General features: G+C 60.6%; 17 protein-coding genes. 9 read left to right on the top strand and 8 right to left on the bottom strand.

What is annotated here, in order from left to right; genetic code table 11:
* Positions 1-50 precede the first annotated feature (50 nt).
* Positions 51-824, top strand: a complete 774-nt coding sequence (locus tag V7651_RS03650) for a DUF2270 domain-containing protein (RefSeq protein WP_335612209.1) — start codon at positions 51-53, stop codon at positions 822-824.
* Positions 825-907: 83 nt separating this feature from the next.
* On the opposite strand, the gene V7651_RS03645 is transcribed toward V7651_RS03650, so the two are convergent.
* On the bottom strand, positions 908-1783 hold the full coding sequence (locus V7651_RS03645; protein ID WP_335612208.1) for an AAA family ATPase: 876 nt from the start codon (positions 1781-1783) through the stop codon (positions 908-910).
* 423 nt (positions 1784-2206) lie between these two features.
* Here V7651_RS03645 and flbT point away from each other — a divergent pair, with 423 nt between their 5' ends.
* Genes flbT through V7651_RS03630 form a run of 3 tightly spaced genes read left to right on the top strand, consistent with a single transcriptional unit; the run spans position 2207 to position 3566 of the window.
* Positions 2207-2593 carry a flagellar biosynthesis repressor FlbT gene (gene flbT, locus V7651_RS03640; protein ID WP_035535377.1) on the top strand — a complete coding sequence of 129 codons (387 nt, stop codon included), beginning with the start codon at positions 2207-2209 and terminating at the stop codon, positions 2591-2593.
* Positions 2593-2904 carry a hypothetical protein gene (locus V7651_RS03635; protein WP_335612207.1) on the top strand — a complete coding sequence of 104 codons (312 nt, stop codon included), beginning with the start codon at positions 2593-2595 and terminating at the stop codon, positions 2902-2904. The genes flbT and V7651_RS03635 overlap by 1 nt, the downstream gene beginning before the upstream one ends.
* A gap of 11 nt (positions 2905-2915) precedes the next feature.
* Positions 2916-3566, top strand: coding sequence for a MarC family protein (locus V7651_RS03630; RefSeq protein ID WP_035535382.1), 651 nt, complete (start codon positions 2916-2918; stop codon positions 3564-3566).
* A gap of 3 nt (positions 3567-3569) precedes the next feature.
* On the opposite strand, the gene V7651_RS03625 is transcribed toward V7651_RS03630, so the two are convergent.
* Positions 3570-4802: a hypothetical protein gene (locus V7651_RS03625; protein ID WP_335612206.1), complete on the bottom strand. Its 1233-nt coding sequence runs from the start codon at positions 4800-4802 to the stop codon at positions 3570-3572.
* 312 nt (positions 4803-5114) lie between these two features.
* Between V7651_RS03625 and dksA the strand changes: the two genes are divergently transcribed.
* Complete coding sequence (gene dksA / locus V7651_RS03620; RefSeq protein ID WP_034735873.1) at positions 5115-5531, top strand: RNA polymerase-binding protein DksA; 417 nt, start codon at positions 5115-5117, stop codon at positions 5529-5531.
* Between the two features lie 350 nt (positions 5532-5881).
* On the top strand, positions 5882-6949 hold the full coding sequence (locus V7651_RS03615; protein ID WP_335612205.1) for a FliM/FliN family flagellar motor switch protein: 1068 nt from the start codon (positions 5882-5884) through the stop codon (positions 6947-6949).
* Here the strand turns inward: V7651_RS03615 and V7651_RS03610 are convergent.
* Positions 6946-7857 carry a TerC family protein gene (locus tag V7651_RS03610; RefSeq protein WP_335612204.1) on the bottom strand — a complete coding sequence of 304 codons (912 nt, stop codon included), beginning with the start codon at positions 7855-7857 and terminating at the stop codon, positions 6946-6948. The two genes, V7651_RS03615 and V7651_RS03610, sit on opposite strands and share 4 nt — an antisense overlap.
* Positions 7858-7965: 108 nt before the next feature.
* Positions 7966-9834, bottom strand: coding sequence for a DUF885 domain-containing protein (locus tag V7651_RS03605; RefSeq protein WP_335612203.1), 1869 nt, complete (start codon positions 9832-9834; stop codon positions 7966-7968).
* A gap of 197 nt (positions 9835-10031) precedes the next feature.
* Here V7651_RS03605 and V7651_RS03600 point away from each other — a divergent pair, with 197 nt between their 5' ends.
* Complete coding sequence (locus V7651_RS03600; RefSeq protein WP_335612202.1) at positions 10032-12623, top strand: response regulator; 2592 nt, start codon at positions 10032-10034, stop codon at positions 12621-12623.
* A gap of 21 nt (positions 12624-12644) precedes the next feature.
* On the opposite strand, the gene V7651_RS03595 is transcribed toward V7651_RS03600, so the two are convergent.
* Both V7651_RS03595 and V7651_RS03590 read right to left on the bottom strand, forming a co-directional pair.
* Positions 12645-13388 carry an alpha/beta fold hydrolase gene (locus tag V7651_RS03595; protein WP_335612201.1) on the bottom strand — a complete coding sequence of 248 codons (744 nt, stop codon included), beginning with the start codon at positions 13386-13388 and terminating at the stop codon, positions 12645-12647.
* Positions 13389-13524: 136 nt separating this feature from the next.
* Positions 13525-14328: a hypothetical protein gene (locus V7651_RS03590; RefSeq protein ID WP_335612200.1), complete on the bottom strand. Its 804-nt coding sequence runs from the start codon at positions 14326-14328 to the stop codon at positions 13525-13527.
* 69 nt (positions 14329-14397) lie between these two features.
* Here V7651_RS03590 and V7651_RS03585 point away from each other — a divergent pair, with 69 nt between their 5' ends.
* Both V7651_RS03585 and V7651_RS03580 read left to right on the top strand, forming a co-directional pair.
* Positions 14398-15315, top strand: a complete 918-nt coding sequence (locus tag V7651_RS03585) for a fatty acid desaturase family protein (RefSeq protein WP_335612199.1) — start codon at positions 14398-14400, stop codon at positions 15313-15315.
* Between the two features lie 57 nt (positions 15316-15372).
* On the top strand, positions 15373-15828 hold the full coding sequence (locus V7651_RS03580; RefSeq protein ID WP_335612198.1) for a c-type cytochrome: 456 nt from the start codon (positions 15373-15375) through the stop codon (positions 15826-15828).
* Positions 15829-15846: 18 nt separating this feature from the next.
* Here V7651_RS03580 and V7651_RS03575 read toward each other — a convergent pair whose 3' ends face one another.
* Both V7651_RS03575 and treA read right to left on the bottom strand, forming a co-directional pair.
* Positions 15847-17352, bottom strand: coding sequence for a flavin-containing monooxygenase (locus V7651_RS03575; protein WP_335612197.1), 1506 nt, complete (start codon positions 17350-17352; stop codon positions 15847-15849).
* A gap of 133 nt (positions 17353-17485) precedes the next feature.
* The gene (gene treA / locus V7651_RS03570; protein ID WP_335612196.1) at positions 17486-19120 is read right to left on the bottom strand and encodes an alpha,alpha-trehalase TreA; all 1635 of its coding nucleotides are present in this window, start codon (positions 19118-19120) and stop codon (positions 17486-17488) included.
* Positions 19121-19301: the final 181 nt, after the last annotated feature.

Below are 19301 nucleotides of genomic sequence, written 5' to 3'. Positions count from 1 at the left end.
ACACCCGCCGGGCCTTGCGTCGCCATTGAACAAGTCCATAAAGGACACCGATGACCGAATTCGATAATGACCTGGCCGATCCGGACGGCGACCCGCCCGAAGCCATTTGCGGCAGCAAGGAAGTGGGCGCCATTGCGCACCTCTATCGCGCCGAAGTGTACCGCTCCACCGTGTGGCGCCAGCGGCTGGACCAGACGACAAACTGGGCCGTGATCTCCACAGGCATTGGTCTGTCGGTTGCCTTTGCCAGTGCGCAGGCATCGCCCTTTCCCATCGTTCTGGTCGGCGCGCTCTGCATCGTGTTCCTGACGCTGGAATCGCGGCGCTATCGTTTCTTCTACGTCTGGCGCTTCCGGGCGCGGGTGCTGGAGATTGCCTTCTATGTGCCCATGCTGCGCGGGGAGGGGGCACGCATCCCGCTCGACCGGGGAACGGCCCTCTCAGACGATTACGAAAAACCGCAATACCGTATCTCGATGATCCGCGCGATTGGCCGGCGCCTGCGCCGCAACTATGGCTGGCTGTTTGCCATTCTGGGTGCCGCGTATTTCGCCAAGATTGCGATCCATCCAACCGATGTGGAGACATGGTCGCAATTCATCCGCCGCGCGCATATCGGGCCGATCCCGGGCCTTGTCGCGATTGCCGGCGGGCTGACCTTCCACGCGATCTGGATTGGTGTTGCGGTGAAAACCTGGCTCGACGAGCGCTATGACAAGTCCAAGATGGCCGACTTCCTGAAAAGCCGCCAGGACGTCAACACAAATGCCAATACGCTCGACCGCGAAGAAGCCCATACGAAGATGGATATTCTCGGGCACTAGACCTTCGCACTGAACGCATATGTCAAAGAAAAAGGGCGGATCCGATGAGGACCCGCCCTTTTGTCTTACGAAGCAATCCGGGTTCAGCCCGCTGGGCCACGACGACCGCCGCCGGGGCCGTCCTGGCGGCGCGAGAGGAAGGCGAGGCGTTCGAACAAGGCGACGTCCTGCTCGTTCTTCAGCAGAGCGCCATGCAGGGGCGGCGTCAGCTTGTCCGGGTTCTGCTCGCGCAGCGTTTCGAGGTCGACATCCTCGTTCATCAGGAGTTTCAGCCAGTCGAGCAGTTCGCTGGTCGATGGCTTCTTCTTCACGCCGGGCAGTTCGCGCATGGCGTAGAAGGTGGTGAGCGCATCGCCGACCAGCTTCTTCTTGATCTCCGGGAAGTGCACGTCGATGATTTCGCGCATCGTTTCTTCGTCGGGGAACTTGATGAAGTGGAAGAAGCAGCGGCGCAGGAATGCATCCGGCAGTTCTTTCTCATTGTTCGATGTGATGATCACGATCGGGCGCACTTTTGCCTTCACGACTTCGTTCGTCTCGTAGACGAAGAATTCCATGCGATCGAGTTCCTGCAGAAGGTCGTTCGGGAATTCGATGTCGGCCTTGTCGATCTCGTCGATCAGCAGGACAGGGCGCTTCTTGGACGTGAATGCCTCCCAGAGCTTGCCCTTCTTGATGTAGTTCTTGACGTCCTTGGCGCGCTCTTCGCCCATCTGGCCATCGCGCAGGCGCGAAACAGCGTCATATTCATAAAGGCCCTGATTGGCCTTGGTGGTGGACTTGATGTGCCATTCGATCAGCTCGCAGCCGAGCGACTTGGCCACTTCAATGGCCAGCACGGTCTTGCCGGTGCCCGGTTCACCCTTGATCAGAAGCGGGCGCTCCAGCGCAATGGCAGCATTGACGGCCACTTTCAGGTCTTCGGTGGCGACGTAGTCCTTGGTGCCTTCAAAACGCATGGGGCTCTATCCTCTTCACAACTCGTTAGGCTCACAATAGGCGCCGCGCCCGGCGGAGCAAGCTTTGACGTGGCGGGAAGCCTGACATTCCGTGAAAAAGTGGTAATCCGGCCATTCCGTAGCGGAAACATCTTCGCCTGTCGGGGGATCCGTGGTATGAAGATCCTGCCATGCGCGCCGCCGCGGAGCACCAGCTTCAGCTAAGTGTCGCGCCTGTTCATGGTCTGCCATTCCCATGCAGGAAGGGCGTTTCAGGACAGGTGCAGGCCGTATGATCCAAACTGCCCGATGATAACGGGCGCATGGCACTATTATCCCGCACTGTCGTTCCGGCCTGCCGCGCCTTGATTAACGCGTGGCAATCAAGCGTTAACGCCTTTCTGCAAAATTCAAGGAAATCAGGTCGAATCGGATTTCCTTACGATGCCCTTGAAGCTTTCCCTGAAGCCCGGCGAGACATTCGTCGTCAATGGCGCTGTCGTGCGCAATGGCGACCGTCGCGGCGTGCTGCTGCTGGAAAACCAGGCCCGTGTCCTGCGCGAGAAGGATATCCTTCACCCGGCGGATGCGACGACGCCTGTGCGCCGCGCCTATTTTGCCGTGATGCAGATGTACCTGCTCGGCGAGGTCGACGGCCCTGCCTATGCGCAGGCCGCTGAATCCATTGCCACCCTGCTGGCCAATGCCGCGCAGGATGAAGACCGGGCCGATGTGCTCGAGATTTCGGCCGATGTGGCCGCCGCCGACCTCTACAAGGCCCTCAGTCGCTGCCGAAAGCTCATGGCGCGCGAGATGGCAGAGGCCGCCTGATGGCGGATGGTACTCTCATGACGGCGCGCGCACGCTCCACAGACGCCCGCCTTGGCCTCGACGAGGCGATTGCCCGTCTCGAAGCTGGCAAAGGCGAAGGCCTCGTGGTCGACCTTGGCGAAGGACGCACGGCCACGGCCAGCGGGCATCGCGGCGAGGAAGGCCTGCTGCAGCGCCTGCGCGGGCACCGCATGATGGTGGCCCTGGCTTCCGGCGCGGCTGATCTCTCCCAGTTTTCGACCCATTCCGGTGTGCTGAAAGTCGCCCCGCTGGTGCAGGAAATACTCGACGCCGCAGGTCATAGGGACTAGGGGCCTCGCGCATGAGCCCAGAACTGATCTCCCTATTCACTGCCACTTTCGTCACATTCTTCGTGCTGATCGATGCGCCCGGCGTAGCGCCGGTGTTCGCAACGCTGACAGCGCAGGGCGATGCGGCCTATCGGCGGCGCATGGCGTTCAAATCCACCTTCGTTGCGTCGATCATCATGTTCCTGTTTGCGTTTGGTGGGGCCTGGCTGCTCGGCGCGATGCACATTTCCATCGATGCATTCCGGGCGGCGGGTGGCGCGCTTCTGTTCCTTATCGCGCTCGACATGGTGTTCGAGAAGCGCACCGAGCGGCGCGAACACCGCGCAGAGGAATTGCTGGAAGGCCACGATGACGCGACAGAGCCGGACGATATTTCCGTATTCCCCATCGGCATCCCGATGATTGCGGGGCCGGGCTCCATAGCCACGGCCATGTTCTACATGTCCCAGGCGACCGTCTGGACCGAGAAGGCCGTCGTTCTGTCGGCCATCGGGCTCAACCTGTTGCTGACGCTGGCCATCTTCCTGATCGCAACGCCGCTTGTGCGCCTGATGGGTGCCAGCGTGGCGGGCGCGTTGACACGTATTCTCGGCGTGATCCTGGCAGCGCTTTCGGTGCAGCTGCTGATCGACGGCATCAAGGGCGCGTTCAGCCTCGGCTAAGCTCTATTGAGGCGCTTCCAGACGGGGGCGACGGCGCAGCAATGTCCGGCGCAGGGTCGATAATGTGACCCAGAACATGATCAGACCGGCGGCCGTAAGCCCCATGAACTGAAGCACCAGTTCGCGTGTCCAGCGCACGCCGGTATCGGCAATGCGCATGGCCGATGGCCCCATCTGTTTGACCAGCGCAACGGACCGGTCGCCGCCCGCTTCGGCAATCAGGCGCACGCGGCGCAGGTCCGCACCATCCTTGACCTGTTCTATCAGGGTCACCGCAGCGGCCGGGTCGGTCAGCGTTCCGATACGGTTGATCTGGGTGAGATCGGATTCCAGCCGGGCGAGGCCTTTCGGGTTGATGGCGCCGGCATAGGCCGCACTCACACGCTCGACGCGCACCTTGGTGGTGGCAAGATCTGTAAAGGCCTCTTCCAGTGCAGGCTTGAGGGCCGAATCCGGTAGCGCAGCATCAAGGCGCGCCGTAATGTAATCGGTGAATTCCGGCGTCATGCGGCGCGAGCGTCGGGCAGACTTCAGGATGGATAGCGCGCGGATATTGGCCTCGGCCGTTGCATCCTGCGCACTGGATTCGGCAAGGCCGATGCCGGTGATCTTCAGGACAAGTTCGTCCACACGATCACCCTGCAGCCAGCGCTCCGAATGGTTCGCGAGATCGGCATGTGTACCAAGCATGGCGAAACGCGCCTCGGCAACCGGGGAAGGCGCCTCTTCAGCCGGGGCGTCTTCGGTGGCGGCCGGTGCCGGTTCAGGCTCTTCTGCCGGTGTTTCAGTGATCGTGTCGCTTGCGGGCTCTATCACTGTGCTCATGTTGCGGGCAGCGCCGCTTGCCTCGGCAAACCGCTGGCTGACTTCGACGGGCAGCTTGCGCAGCGCAACCAGCGCAATGCGCTCGTCTTCCGTACCCTTCACTTCCGCGTCCGCCGCGGCCATCAGTTCCTTCACCTCTTCGCGGCTCAGCATCTGCGGCGCTGTCAGCAGGAAGCCGCGCGCTGCGGTGACGTCACGCGCGGTCAGTTCGCGCGAGACAATATCGTGCCAGAACTTGTACTTGTCGTCCGCATTGCGCGGCGCCATTGCGGCAAAGGATTCGTCCATATTGCGCCGCGTCTGGTCGATGGCTTCGACAGTTGGTGCATCCGAGAAGGTGGCACCTGAAAAGGCCGCGCCCAGTATCTGGGCGGCGATTACAGGCATGAGGATCAGCAATGAGTTGAACATCACAGCCTGCATCCAACCTGAGGAGCGGATCGATCTTTTCCGTCGGCGGGCCATGGGCTTTAACCGTTGCGAAAGCTGCACTTTGGACGAAGGATCATAGAGCGCGGCGTTGGCCTAAAGATCAAGCCTTGGCCTGCAAATTGCACCGGGTTTGGTGCCCCGAGAGGGGGTTTCGATGTTCACAATAACATGAAATATACGCGAAATTGGCGCAATTACATGAAAAGATTGGGAAAATTAACTCAGCTTTCCCGATTGCGGTGAATCGCTAGCCGCTCTATATCGGGCCAAACCTTAATGAAGGTGTCTGCTATGAGTATTGAACTATCAGACGATTACCGCCCCTCCGATGACGAGGAGTTCATGAACGAGCGTCAGCTGGCTTTCTTCCGCCGGTTGCTCGAGAACTGGAAGGCGGACATTCTCGACGGCGCAAAACAGACCATTCACAATCTGCAGGATGAATCTGGTTCGCTCCCTGACATTGTCGATCGGGCCTCTGCGGAAAGCGACAAGGCGCTCGAGCTGCGCACACGCGACCGTCAGCGCAAGCTGATCTCGAAAATCGACAGCGCCATTCGCCGCATCAATGATGGCACCTACGGGTTTTGCGAAGCGACGGGTGAGCCGATTGGCCTTCGTCGTCTTGAAGCCCGTCCAACAGCAACGCTGAGCCTTGAGGCGCAGGAGCGTCACGAGCGCAAGGAACGCACGCTGCGCGACGACTGATCGCCAGGCGCTTCAGATCACGTCCGGAAACAAGAACGGCGGCCTCCCGGTTTTCGGAAGTGCCGCCGCCTTTTTTAGTCCATCAACCCAACGCCATGGCGAATCTGTGTTTGCCTCGTGCGTTGAAGGTATGATCGCATCAAGGTCCAAACACAGGGTTACTTGAATGTAACCATGGGCTTAAGGCAAGGTCTGCTTGCTTAACGTGACTTCCGATTCGGTTAATGTCAGAGGTGATTCGACTGTGTTCGTTGTGGCGAACGGGTGGCAAGTGGCGAAAGTCCTAACCACCCGTTAACTCTATTTGAGGCACAGTGGACGTTTAACGGACGGGAAAACTGATCGCCCCCATGAGCAGGCCATTGCCATCCACCGCCGATGACGGATGGGACATGTCTCCAAGGCGTGAAAGCGCCGTCGTGCTCGAAATGCCGACCAGTTTCGAAACATTCGATGCGGTGAAGGAGAAACCTATCCTGCGCGAAAAGCTCACCTCCGCCGAGATCGAGGCCCTGCTCCGGCCGGACCTGTCGGACATGGCGCCTGAGCCTGCTCCCGCGCCTCCCACCACGGTTGTTGAGCGCGCGATCCCGGATCTCGATACGCCCGCAGTGCTCACCCCGCGCACGGATGTGCCGGAAGATGCCCTGCGCGTTGCTGCGCGCCTCTCGCTGGCCCTGCGCCAGGGCTGCGGCCTGCGCGCGGCCGCGACCGTCAAAGCCGTCTCCGATGGCACGTTTGCGTCTGCACTGAGCACGTCGACCATGGAAACGGGGCAGGCGATTGCCTGTTTCGCAGTGCCCAATGGCGAGATCGTCGCCATGCTCAGCCTCAGCGCGGAACTCGCCAATGCCCTCATCGAAAGCGCCTGTGGCGGCAAGCCCGGCGCCTATACGCCGCGCGAGCTGACGCCCGTCGACGCTGCCTTGCTGGAAGGCCTCGTGCGTCCCCTCGGCGCCGGCATATCCTCTTCGCTCAGCTTCGCGCGCATCGAAACCGATGCCGAGTTCGCCGCCGCCCTCGCGCGGCCCGGCGCGGTTGATGTCATTGATCTGGATGTGCGTTTCGAACAGTCGCGGATGCCGGCGCGCCTGATACTGGCGAGTGACGACCTGTTCGATACCCGAGCAGTGCCCGGGAAGGGGCAGGGAATGGTCACAGCTGCACCCGTAAATACCCCGTCTGCGACCCCTGTGACCGCCGTGCTGACCGCGCGCATTGCCAGCCTCTCCGTGCCCCTGTCACGCCTGACAGACCTGAAAGCCGGATCCACGCTGCTTCTGGGCCTGCCGGCTGACCAGCCTGTTGAGCTTCTCTCAGGCGGCCGCAATGGCCCTGTCGCCGCTGAAGCCCAGATCGGTCGCAAGGGCGCTCACATGGCCCTGCGTATCACCAAGCGCGGCCCAGCCTTGCGTTAGGTTTTCAGCTGTTTGCGATTGATGTGTGCATCCGCGCCATCGCGTGAGGCCTGTTCCGAACCATCACCAAACAGTTCGGCCTCCTTCTGGGCCCAGAGCCGTTTCTGGTAATTGGTCGAGATGATGTCGGTCACCACCAGCACGAAGATGACAAGATAGAAGCTGGACTTGCTCATCGCCTCGATAGCGTAGGTGAAGAGGGTGAGGTGCCCGAGGTGCGCGCCCTCGGTGACCAGCAGCACGCCGACCAGGAAGAGAATGAACAAGCCCAGGACTTCATACATCCTGTTTTTCTTGAGGAAATTCGCGACCGGATCGGCCATCAACGCCATTGCGATACCCGACACGACGATCGCGATCGTCATCAGCCAGACCTGATAATGAATGACAGGGTGGCCGGCGGCATCCAGCGTCTTGATATTGGCAATCGCCATGGCCGAAAGGATCGAGTCGAAGGAGAAAACAAGGTTCATCGCCACAATCTTGACGATGGCCTGCGTAACCGATTTAGGCTGTGCTCCGTCAGTATGTTCAATGAATTCAACGGTAAGGAGGTGCGAGATTTCCTTTATGGCCGTGTAGATGATGAAGGCGCCGCCTGCCATCGTCACAAGGGCCTGAAAGGTGAATTCGCCGCTGATGAATTTGGAGAGATGCACGCCGAACAATGGCTCGGCGATGGCATCGAACAGGCCGACAATGATGAACAGAAGGACCACGCGGAAGATCACAGCGAGGCCGATGCCCCAGCGCCGCACCATCGGGGCTTTCTCCTCGCCGACACGCTTGGACTCGATGGAGATGTAAAGCAGGTTGTCGAAGCCAAGCACGGCCTGCAGCAGCAGAAGCATCAGGAGCGTAAACAACCCAGATGTCGAGAATACTTCATTGATGATGTCGCCGAGCATGTCTGCGCCCCCCTGTTGCTGACTCCTGATCGCATCAGGTTAGACAGCGCATCGGCCCCAGCAGGGTTCCCTCCAGTAAGGAAACACGCTGCCAGGGCCGCCACGTCGTTATTCAGCCTGTTTGGTTTCCGCGACCCATGCGTCGACATTCTGTTCGAGCACGGCCAGCGGCACGGCGCCGTCCCGCAACACCACGTCATGGAAGTCGCGAATGTCAAACTGGTCGCCCAAGGCGGTCTTGGCCTTCTCCCGCAGTTCGACGATTTTCAGCATCCCGATCTTGTAAGCCGTGGCCTGTCCCGGCATCACGATATAGCGCTCGATGGCCTTCTTGCAGTCGCCCTCAGGGTTTGGCGTATTGTCGAGCAGATACTGGATGGCCTGTTCGCGGGTCCAGTGCTTGTCATGGATGCCGGTATCGACCACGAGCCGGGCAGCACGCCAGATTTCCATCGCGAGACGGCCAAAATCATCATACGGATCAGAGTAATAGCCCATTTCCTTTGGCAGCAGCTCTGAATATAGCCCCCAGCCTTCGGTATAGGCCGTGTAGCCGCCATACTTGCGGAAGCTCGGGATGCCTTCGAGTTCCTGTGCCAGCGCGATCTGCATATGGTGACCCGGAATGCCCTCATGGAAGGCCAGCGCCTGCATCTGGTAGGTCGGCATGTCCTGCATGCGATAGAGATTGGCGTAATAGGTGCCGGGACGGCTGCCATCCGGAGCAGGGCGGGAATAGAACGCCTTGCCGGCGGACTTTTCGCGGAACGGTTCGACGGCCTTCACGATCAGCTCTGCCTTCGGGAATGTCTTGAACACTTTGGGCAGGTCGTCGCGCATCTGGTCAATCGCTGCGGTAGCTTCGGCCAGGTATTCGGCTTTGCCTTCCGCCGTATTGGGTTTGAAGAATTGCGGATCGGTCCGCATGAATTCGAAGAATTCCTTCAGCGTGCCTTCGAAGCCGACCTTGGCCATGATGCTACGCATCTCCTCCTGAATGCGGGCAACTTCCGCGAGGCCGAGATTGTGGATCTCGTCGGCGCTCATGTCGGTCGTCGTGATGTGCTTCAGGCGCATGGCATAATAGGCATCCGCGTCAGGCAGCTTCCAGACACCATCATCTGTCGTGGCCACTTCAGCTTGTGCCTGCATTTCGACAATTGCTGCCTCGTAGGCCGGGCCCACTTTCTCGACCAGAGCGGTCGCGGCATCCGCAAGAAGCGTATCGGCTTCGGCCTGCGCGATCGTGCTGTCCGCAACCAGCGCGCTGACCTTGCCACGGAAATCCTTCATCAGCGGGCTGTCGGCTGTGCCGTCAGCGACATCCGATGTGAAGGGATAGCCCGTAATGATGCTCCGGGAGTCCGAAATGACATAGTCGTAGACGAATCGCGGCGGCATGATGCCTTTGGCGGCGGCCTCACGTGAATTGGCGACGTTCTGGCCCAGATATTCCGGAATGCCGTTCAGGCGCGAGACATAGGCCTCGGCATCCGACAGGCTGCTCACCTTATGCTGGTTTACCAGAAAGGCCGGAATGCCCGATTGCACCCCGTGCATCTGGTTGAAGAGGTATTCGTGGTCGCGGAAGGGGAACTGGGCCTCGGCATCGGCCAATTCATATTCCGCCAGCCGCCACGAGAGTTTCGCCTGCGGGTCGAGCTTTTCGTACTCAAAGGACTCCTTCATTTCCGCAACGGTGGCGCGCTGCAGTTCAAGGTCACCGAGTGCGTGGGCCTCTGTGACGTCGTCCCACTGGCCATAGTCGTCCTTGATGCCGAGATAGGTCTGCTGCATCGGGCTGCGCGCGACCATTTCCTGAAATTTGACTTCAAACCAATCATTTAGCCGGGCGCTCTCGTCCACGCTGAGGTCGGTTACGGTCAGCGCTTCGGTTTCGGGCACTCCCGATTGGGTCGGGCTGGTGCACGCGGCGAGCAGCAAAACAGCTGCGATGGCAGTGGCAGTACGCATCATGTGAAACTCCGGAATCTGATGAGGTTTATGCAATTTCCACTGTGACTCTTAACGCTTTTTTCGCTTTCGTTAACCTTTGCAGTGTCAAAGTATGTGGACTAGGATTCCGCTTCGGCTGAGTCGGCCCCTCGCCGTGGAATCAGTGTAGAGTGATCCGGCATGTGATTTTATGCTGTCGGTGCAGGAGACGTAACACGATGGATTCCCTGGAACTGACGCAGGCGACCAATTCTGGCGATGATGGCGAAACCATCGGCGGCGAAGGTTTCGCCGCAATGGGTGGACGGTTCGACATCATGCAGCTCCTGTTCTGGGGCTGCCTGCTGATTTCGATCGCGGCGGCCAGTGTTGCGCTGGCATGGCCGAAGGCGTCGGGCGCGCCCGGCCCAATCCTGTTGATTTCCATGGCGTCCGGCGGTCTGGTTTTCCTGCTGTGGAGCGTGCGCGGGGCAGGGCGCTTCCTAGGTCTCTTCCCGGAGCGCGGATCTGCGGCACGCGCCGTCCAGACCAACATTCCCCGTTTCGGCTGGATCGAGGCGCTCGACGAATCCGTGCTGATCACCGATCAGGGCGGCGCGCCTGTAGCAGCCAATGAATCCTATACCGAGCTTAGCCAGCTTGCACTGATGGTCGGCCAGCCCGATGGCGGGGCCGTGACGGTTGATCGCCTGTTCGGCGCCAATCCGGGCCTTGCGGCTCCGGTCTACCGCCTCTCCAAGGCCGCGAAGGCCGGTCAGGCCCGCCGCGAAGTCCTGCCGCCTATCACGATTGGCGCAGAGCAGGTGCCCGCCCAGTTTGAGATCGGTGTCTCGCCACTGCCGCGCCAGCGCGTGCTCTGGCGCATCCGCCGCATCGCCGGACAGCAGGAAGCGACTGGCGCTTCGGACCTGAAATCCCTCTACGTCGAAGATGCGCCCATGGGCTTCTTCGCTGCCCGTCCGGACGGCACGATCACCTATGCCAACAGCTGGCTGCGCGAAATGCTGGGCCTGCCGGAATCGGCCAAGAACATCCGTATTGACGACATCATGCGTCCCGAATTCGTGAAAATGCTGGCGCGTGACCGCAAGTCCGGTGCGCCGGGTCGGGCCGATATTCAGCTGCGCGCCCGTGACGGCGTTGAAGTGCCGGTGCAGGCGATCACGACCTGGGCAGGCCGTGGCTCTGAAGCCGCTGGTCGCACGATCATCCTTGCCAACCAGCAGGTGCTGAACGGCCAGGAAGAACGCCTGAACTTTGCCTCCTCCTCGCGCCCGCCGCGCCTGGATGGCGACCCGATGTTTGACGATGCACCCTTTGGTGCCGTCCGCCTTCAGGGCGACGGTGTGGACGGGGCCATCATCCTCGATGCCAACCGCGCGCTGATGGAAATGACCGGCGGTGAAGCAACACCCGGTGGCCGCTTCTCGAACCTCTTCGTCGCGGAAGACGGCCAGGAATCGCTCAATGGCCTGCTGATTGATGCCATCGACAAGCCGGTCGGCCTGAAGCTTGCTGGCCGTGAGCCGCGTCATGTCAACGTCTTCGTCACGCTCGACAATAATGGCCGTCCGTCGGTTGCCTATGTCATCGACATTACCGAACAGCGCGAGCTGGAACTGCGCCTCGCGCATGGCGAGAAGATGCAGGCTATCGGCCAGCTCGCTGGCGGCGTGGCGCATGATTTCAACAATGTGCTGCAGGGCATCATCCTCAACAATGAGGATCTGATGACGACCCACCCGGTGGGGGATCCGTCCTACAATAACCTGAAATCCATCCACGAATTCTCGATCCGTGCGAAAGACCTTGTCCGCATGCTGCTCGCCTATGCGCGCCAGCAGACCTTCAAGCGCGAGATATTCAACGTCACGGATTTCCTGTCGGAATTCTCCATCCTGTTGCGCCAGATCCTCGACGAGCGCGTCGAGATCGACGTGAAGCACGGCCGTGATGTGCCGCACATCAAGGCCGACAAGAACCAGCTCGAAACCGCGATCATCAACCTCGCCACGAATGCGCGCGACGCCATGATCAGCCATAATAATGGCGGCAAGCTGACGATCCGTACCGCCCGCGCCACAGGCAAGGATGCGCAGGCCAAGGGCTTTGGCTATGTCGAAGATGGCGATTACATGCTGATCGAAATGGAAGACACGGGCCACGGCATGCCGCGCGAAGTGATGGACAAGATTTTCCAGCCCTTCTTCACGACGAAGGAGGCCGGCGTCGGCACGGGCCTTGGCCTCGCCACGGTTTACGGCATTATCAAACAGTCGGGCGGCTATATCTGCCCGCTGTCCACCGTCGGCAAGGGCACTACATTCCAGATCTACCTGCCCGCGCTCAAGGCCGAAGACATTCCGGCCCCGGTCGAGATGACCCAGGCCGAGAAGCAGGCCCACCGTCCAGTCGACATTTCCGGTCGCGGCCGCATCCTGTTGATCGAGGACGAAGACGGCGTGCGCGCCATCACGGCGACACAGTTGCGCAAGCGCGGCTATGAAGTGTCGGAGGCCTGCGATGGCGAAGAGGCGATGGAAGTGCTCGAAGACAATCCGGGCGCGTTTGATCTCGTTATCTCCGACGTTGTCATGCCAGGCATGGACGGCCCGACGCTGATCCGTGAAGCGAAGGAATTGCTGGGCCATGCCCGCGTGATTTTCATCTCCGGCTATGCCGAGCGCGACCTTGCCAAGCAGCTGGACGATGACCGTGCGGTCTCGTTCCTGGCCAAGCCCTTCACGTCCCGCCAGCTGGCCGAGCGCGTGAAGATGGAATTGGGCAATCCGAAAGCCGAAGCGGCCTGATCCTGAGCGCGCTTGGCGCGCTCACATCATGCGTTTTGTCGCCCAGAATTCCTTGAGGACGAGGGCGAAGCTGCCGGGATGTTCGGCGCAGGCCCAATGGCCGGCATCGGGCTCAACATGCAGCGGCACGCTCCAGTTCTGCGCAAACCGCTGGGCGACGGAAAGGTTCACGAACGGATCGTTCTCGCCCCAGTAAAGCTGGCCCTTTGAGGGCAGGTTGGCGAGATCCTCCTCCCACTGTCCGGAAAAGCGCAAGCCACGGGCTGAGCGATAGAGCTTTAAAATCGATTGGCGCATGGTCTTGTCGACCAGTGGTGCTTCATGGGCAGCGATGTGCGCTGGCAGGCCGCCTTCGACCAGCGCAGCTTCAAGCTTTTCCGTGTCGCGCATGCCCATCATGACCAGTTCACCGAGCAGGGGCGTTGCCCACATGCGGGCCATGCGATGCCCGGAATAATGGCTGTCGATCACGGCATTGGTGACGCACCAGCTCTCGACCAGGTCCGGCCGCAGCGAGCAGGCCCGCAAAGTGAGAAGCGCGCCCCAGTCATGGCCGACTATGTTCACCGGTTCGCCCACGGCTTCCATCTGACCGATCAGCCAGTCAGCATAGGCATCCTTTGTGCACTTGAAGCCATCCGGCACGGGGCAGCCAAAGCCCGGAAGGGCTGGCGCAAGCCACTGGTCGGGTTTGAGGGCGAGCGCCTTGATCAAGGGCTGCCAGAGAAAGGGTGTGTCTGGCACGCCATGCACGAACAGGATCATGTGTCTTGCTCCCCCGAGCCCGGTTATCTGTTCCTCTCAAGAGTGAGCCACAACCCGCAGCCGGGCGCAAGGATTTCGCGCTCTGGTGGCGTATGCATGCGCCGGATGTCGTTCCGGGAAGCACTGCCCCGTAAAACTAGGCAAGCTGGTCCCAAAAGGTGCGGCCGAAGGCATCGTAGGCATCCATTTCCGATACCATCTCGCGAAAGAGGGCGGCGTCGCCAATATCTTCCGGCAGGAGCGGGTCAAGGTTGATGGTGCGGATGACCGATTGGCCAATCAGCAGTGTCTCGCGGGCGGCGTCGTCGGCGGGCAGTTTAGCGGCGGCCTGGCGGCTCGCCTGCATGGCGCAGATGGCCCCTTCATAGGTCGCCTTGAGGTCGTCTGTGGACCAGAGGCCCTGCCAGTCCGTGCCATCGGGCAGGGCCGTGGCGCTGATCGTGAGCAGGAGCGCATCTTCCTGCAGGCCGATATTGGTCAGCGCTGCGCGCAACTTGTCGAGTGACAGGCGCAGATTATCTGGCCGCACCCAGAGGCCCGCCTCGGCCTGTGCAAAGCCATAAAGGCGGAGGGCGCGCATGCGGGCGCGGAGGTCCTTGCGGTCCGTGCGGCCAAGATGGTTGGTCAGCACGCCAGTCCAGCCGCCAGTCCACGCGCGGGTGCGGGCGGGGGCATTTCGCCAGTCGCTGATCTCGGCGGTGAAGGCGGCCGCTTTCGGGCCTGTCGCATAGACGCCCCGGTCGACGCTTTCGAGCAGTCCCTCCTTTACCAGGCGCGTCACTGCCATGCGGATCGCCGTCGGTTCCATGCCGAAAAGGACGCCCGCGCGGGAGAGATAGGCCAGCGTCTGCGGACGCCGCCCCGGCACGCTCATTAGCGACAGGACAAGCGTACGTGCGGAGACGTCTTCAGCTTTCGTAGGTTTAAAACGTAACGGCATTTGACGTATTGTGCATATTTATGTTACAAAGACAAAAAGATAAAGAAGTCGAAGGGAAGAGACCCAAGCATGACCGAAGCTGTACGCCTGTCAGAGGCCCTGACGAAGGAAGAATTGCGCGACCTGTCAACGCCTTCGGACGTTAAGGCCATCGCTTCGCTGGTGTTCAACTGGGCGCTGATCGTGGCGGCCTTTGCCGTTCCGATAATCTGGACCAATCCGCTGACAATACTTGCGGCGATCCTCTTCCTTGGCGGACGCCAGTTGGGCCTCGGCATTCTTAACCATGATTGTGCCCACCATGCCTTCGTGAGCAGCAAGAAAGGCAATGACTTTATTGGCCACTGGCTGTGTGGCGCGCCGATGAACATCTCGGTCTATGCCTATCGGACCTATCATCTTAAGCATCACAAATATGCCGGCACCGACCAGGACCCGGACAAGATTTTCGTGAAGAATTACCCGGTGTCTAAAGACAGCCTGAAGCGCAAGCTGATCCGCGATGTGACGGGCCGCACGGGCTTTCGCGACACGATGATGAAGCTCAAAGGCTTCAAGCTGAAGAAGCACTATCCCTGGCTCGCCTTCCATATCGGCCTGCTGGCCGTGCTGACGGCTGTGGGTGCGCCATGGGCCTATCTGATGTGGTGGGCGGCCGAAATTTTCGTTTATCCCGTGCTGACGCGCGTGCGCCAGATCGGCGAGCATGGCGTAGCGCTCAACCGTGACAGCCTCGACCCGCGCGACAATACAAGCACGACGCTCGCCTCCTGGTGGGAGCGGCTGCTGATCGCGCCGAACCAGGTGAACTACCATCTCGAGCATCACCACTTCGCCGCCGTGCCGGGCTACAATCTGCCACGCCTGCACAAGCTGCTCTCGTCACGCGGCTATTACCGCGACCATGACTGTATCTCGCATGGCTATCTCGATGTGCTGCGCCGTGCTGTGAAGCACGATGAGTCCAAAGGCGCTGTGGCGGCCTGACGCCCTGTCCCTTGCGGGATGGTCGGGCTAGGGTCTGCTGAGACTGCAGGAGACTCCATGATGATTCGTAGACATACTTTCCTCGCGCTGGCATTGGCCGCGGCCTGCCTGCTTGCTGCCTGCAACAAGGCCCCATCGCCTGAACCGGCCCCCGCACCTGAACGCGAGGCCGCCCAACCGATTGAGCCATCCCTTCCCGTTCCCGAACCAGTCGAGCGCCCCGATGCGTCGTTTGCCAATACGCCGGAGGAGAAACTGGGGCAGGGCCGAGAGATTGCCGAGACCATCTGCGCGACCTGCCATGCCGTGGGCACCGAAGGCGACAGCCCGCACGCCGACGCCATCCCGTTCCGCGACCTGTCAAAGCATTATCCGATCGAGGACCTTGCCGAGCCGCTGGCCGAAGGCATCATGGTTGGCCATCCGGACATGCCGATCTTCGAGTTCGAGCCGGAACATATCGACTCGCTGCTGACCTATATCGAGAGCATCCAGGCGCCGCACGACCTTTAGGCCGGCGGCGCGCCTTCCTCAGGAATAGATGAATTCCGGGGCTTCTAGGTCGATCTGCGGGAAGTCGTCCTTCTCCGACCAATAGTCCTGATTGTGTTGCCACTGGGGCTTCGTGCCGCGTTTCGGCATCAGGTGCATCGACCGCATCAGGTAGTTCGGATTGAAATTGCTGGCATCAATCCAGGGCTGGCGTTCCATGTCCTCGTCTTCGGGCGGCAGCGCCACCTCGACCTGGCGGACATGTTTTTCGTCCATATGGTTCAGTAGCCGTGCAATGAAGTCGCCCATCAGGTCCACGCGCAAGGTCCAGCTGGCGCGGAAATAGCCGAACACCCATGCCATGTTCGGCACACCCGTGAACATCATGCCGCGATAGGTGACGGTTTCAGCAAAATCGACTGGCTTGTTGTCGACCGTGAACGGAATGCCGCCAAGCACGGACAGATTAAATCCGGTTGCGGTTACGATGATGTCGGTTTCCAGCTCCTCGCCGGATTTCAGCAATATGCCTTTTTCCGTGAAGCGCTCGATATGGTCTGTCACGACACTGGCCTTGCCGCTGGCGATGCCCTGGAAGAGGTCCCCATCCGGTACGAAGGCAATGCGCTGCTGCCAAGGCCGGTAAGCGGGCGTGAAGTGCTTCTCCACGTCAAAGTCCGGCCCAAGGAATTCGCGCACGCCCGCAAGCAGTTCTTCCTTCACCACATCGGATTCTTCGGTCGCGCGCCGGGTGAACTCGTTCTGATCGAACAGCACTTTGCGGCGCACGATCTCGTGGATCCATGTTTCGTCGATCTGCAGCTTGCGCAACTCGTCGGCCAGCTCATTCTCGTTACGCCCCGGAATGAAATAGGTGGGCGAGCGTTGTAGCAGGGTGACGTGTTTGCAGTCGCCAGCGATGGCGGGAACGACGGTCGCGGCCGTTGCGCCGGACCCGATGACGATGACGCGCTTGCCTTTATAGTCGAGGTCTTCCGGCCAGGTCTGCGGGTGCACGATCTGGCCTTTGAAATCGTCCATGCCCTCCCATTCCGGCGTGAAGCCCTTGGAATGGTCGTAATAGCCTTGGCACATCCAGAGGAAGTTCGCTGTGACGCGCACGATCTCGCCTGTGTCGGATCGCCTGGCCTCGACGGTCCATTGCTTGTCCTGCGACGACCAGCTCGCCGACAGGATTTTGTGACTGTAGCGGATGTGCGGCGTGATATCGTTCTCGTCGATGACCTCACGCATATAGGTCAGGATCTTGTCAGCCGCCGCGATGGGTTGGCCGGTCCAGGGCTTGAAGCGATAGCCGAACGTATAAAGGTCGCTGTCGGAACGGATGCCCGGATATTTGTGCGTCAGCCATGTGCCGCCAAAGCTTTCCTGCGCTTCGAGGATGACGAAGCTCTTGCCCGGCGTCTGTGTCTTCAGGTGATAGGCCGCGCCGATCCCGGAAATGCCGGCGCCCGCGATCAGGACATCGAAATGCTCGGTGTCTGTGCTGCTTGAGCGGTTTTCGAGTGTCTGTGTGTCTGCCATTGTCTTCGTTTCCGTCCCTCTGGTGCGGTGCCTTGCATGAGGCCCGCCATCTTCCGCGCATGGAAGCGCAAACGAGCGGGCCTGTACACTCCGGAAAATCCCTTAAGGGCGAAGACGCCGCAATGCCGCTGCGTCAGGGGGCTGTGACGGTAGAGCAGGTGAAGGCGACGCTCGCATCGGCTGGCTCCGCTATCGCATCCATCAGGGCGATTGTGACGCCATTGGTCCAGCCGAACCCGTCCTGCAAAGCATATTCGCCGCCGCCGCCCGGCACCGCGTCCATGACATTGTATTTTTCCAGCAGCCGCCCTGTATCATCATACACGCGCGAGACGGTTGCCACCCAGCGCGTGGCAATGTCGCCCGCAAGCGCACTGTCGCCATAACGGCAGAGCCCCGTGACCGACACCCATTGCAACGGCGCCCAGCCATTCGGCGCATCCCATTGCTGGCCCGTGTCGATCATGGAGGTGACGATACCGCCCTGTTGCAGGAGCTGTGCACGGGTAGCCCTTGCGACCTCTGACGCCTTGGCTTCGTCTGCTGCGCCCGTGAAAAGCGGGTAGAGCCCGGCGGCCGTGACATGGCCCAGCAGCTTGCCTGTCTCCCAGTCGAGATCGTCATAGAGGCCGGTGTCCGTATTCCAGAGCAGGGCATTGATCGCGGCGCGGCGCTTGTCGGCCCTGGCTGCATAGGCAATGGCGCAGGCCGGATCATTCGCCGCCACACAGCCAGCAGCGATGGCCTTTTCAAGGCCATAAAGCAGACTGTTCAGGTCCGGTGGCACCACATCCGTCGTATGGATTGTTGCAAGGGATTTACCGTCCACGAACCATCGTGAGGAGAAATCCCAACCGCTCTCGGCAGCCGCTCTGATGTCGCGGTAGACTTCAGGGGCAGGGCGGTCGGTCCCCACCGCAACGGCAAGATCCTCGCCATAGGATTCATCGCGCGGCACATCGCGTCCGTCATAATAGCGGTTCAGCACACTGCCATCGGCCAGCTTCACCACGCGCAGCGATGGCAAACCCGGTTCTGCATCCATCTCGCCCGCCATCCAGAAATCATGCTCGGCTTTCAGTTCGGGCAAGTACTCGGCCCAGGCCTTTGCCGGGTCGCCGGGGGAGAGCAGCGAGACCATGAGATAAAAGAACGGCGGTTGTGAGCGGCTGAGATAATAGGTCCGGCTGCCATTCGGCACATGGCCATAAGTGCGGATCATATAGGCGAAATCATCGACCATGCTGCGGCGCAGGCTTGCCTGATCAGGGCCGAGACCCAGCATGGTGAAATAGGAATCCCAGTAATAAATCTCGGTGAACCGCCCACCGGGGACGACATAAGGCTCCGGTAGGGGCAGGCGGGAGCTTCCGGGCGCGGCCTCGGTCGTCGTGCGCGTCAGCAGCGGCCACAGCGCGGCGATGTGATCACGCAGGGACATGCCTTCAGGAGGAGCAACGGTCTCTAAGGGTGGGTCCACGCGGAAATTGGCATCGAAGAAATTGCGCAGCCCTATCTCTGACATGGGCTTCTGCCTGTCATAGTCCGCCACGATCTCGGCTGGCGCGCGTAGTGGCACGGCATCGGCCAGTGTCTTCGTGTCCGGATGAATACGGGCCTTGGCCGCATCAACATAGAGATCGCCGAACATTACAGAGGGCGGCGCAGTGTCGGAGGCTGTCTCGGCCGCCTTTTGCGGTGTCACATTGCAGGCACCACCCAGCAAGGCCAGCGCCAACGCGGAGCGTCGTATCCATTCATATCTCATTCCGCGTTAACCCTTTCACTCACAAATTCGTTTGTGCGGCGCAGCAAAGCGTGCAATAGGCTGCCTCAGCAGGGACAGCGCCCCTTAAAGGCGTGCCGCTGCTCTCGCATTGATCGTAAGCCTATCCGGTTTCGCGTCGAGTGCGCAAACGAACCGGGATGCCGATCACCAAAGGCTTCCT

The sequence above is a fragment of the Hyphomonas oceanitis genome, assembly GCF_036964545.1.
GTDB classification, from domain to species: domain Bacteria; phylum Pseudomonadota; class Alphaproteobacteria; order Caulobacterales; family Hyphomonadaceae; genus Hyphomonas; species Hyphomonas oceanitis.
This window is presented reverse-complemented; position numbering and strand designations above follow the sequence as displayed.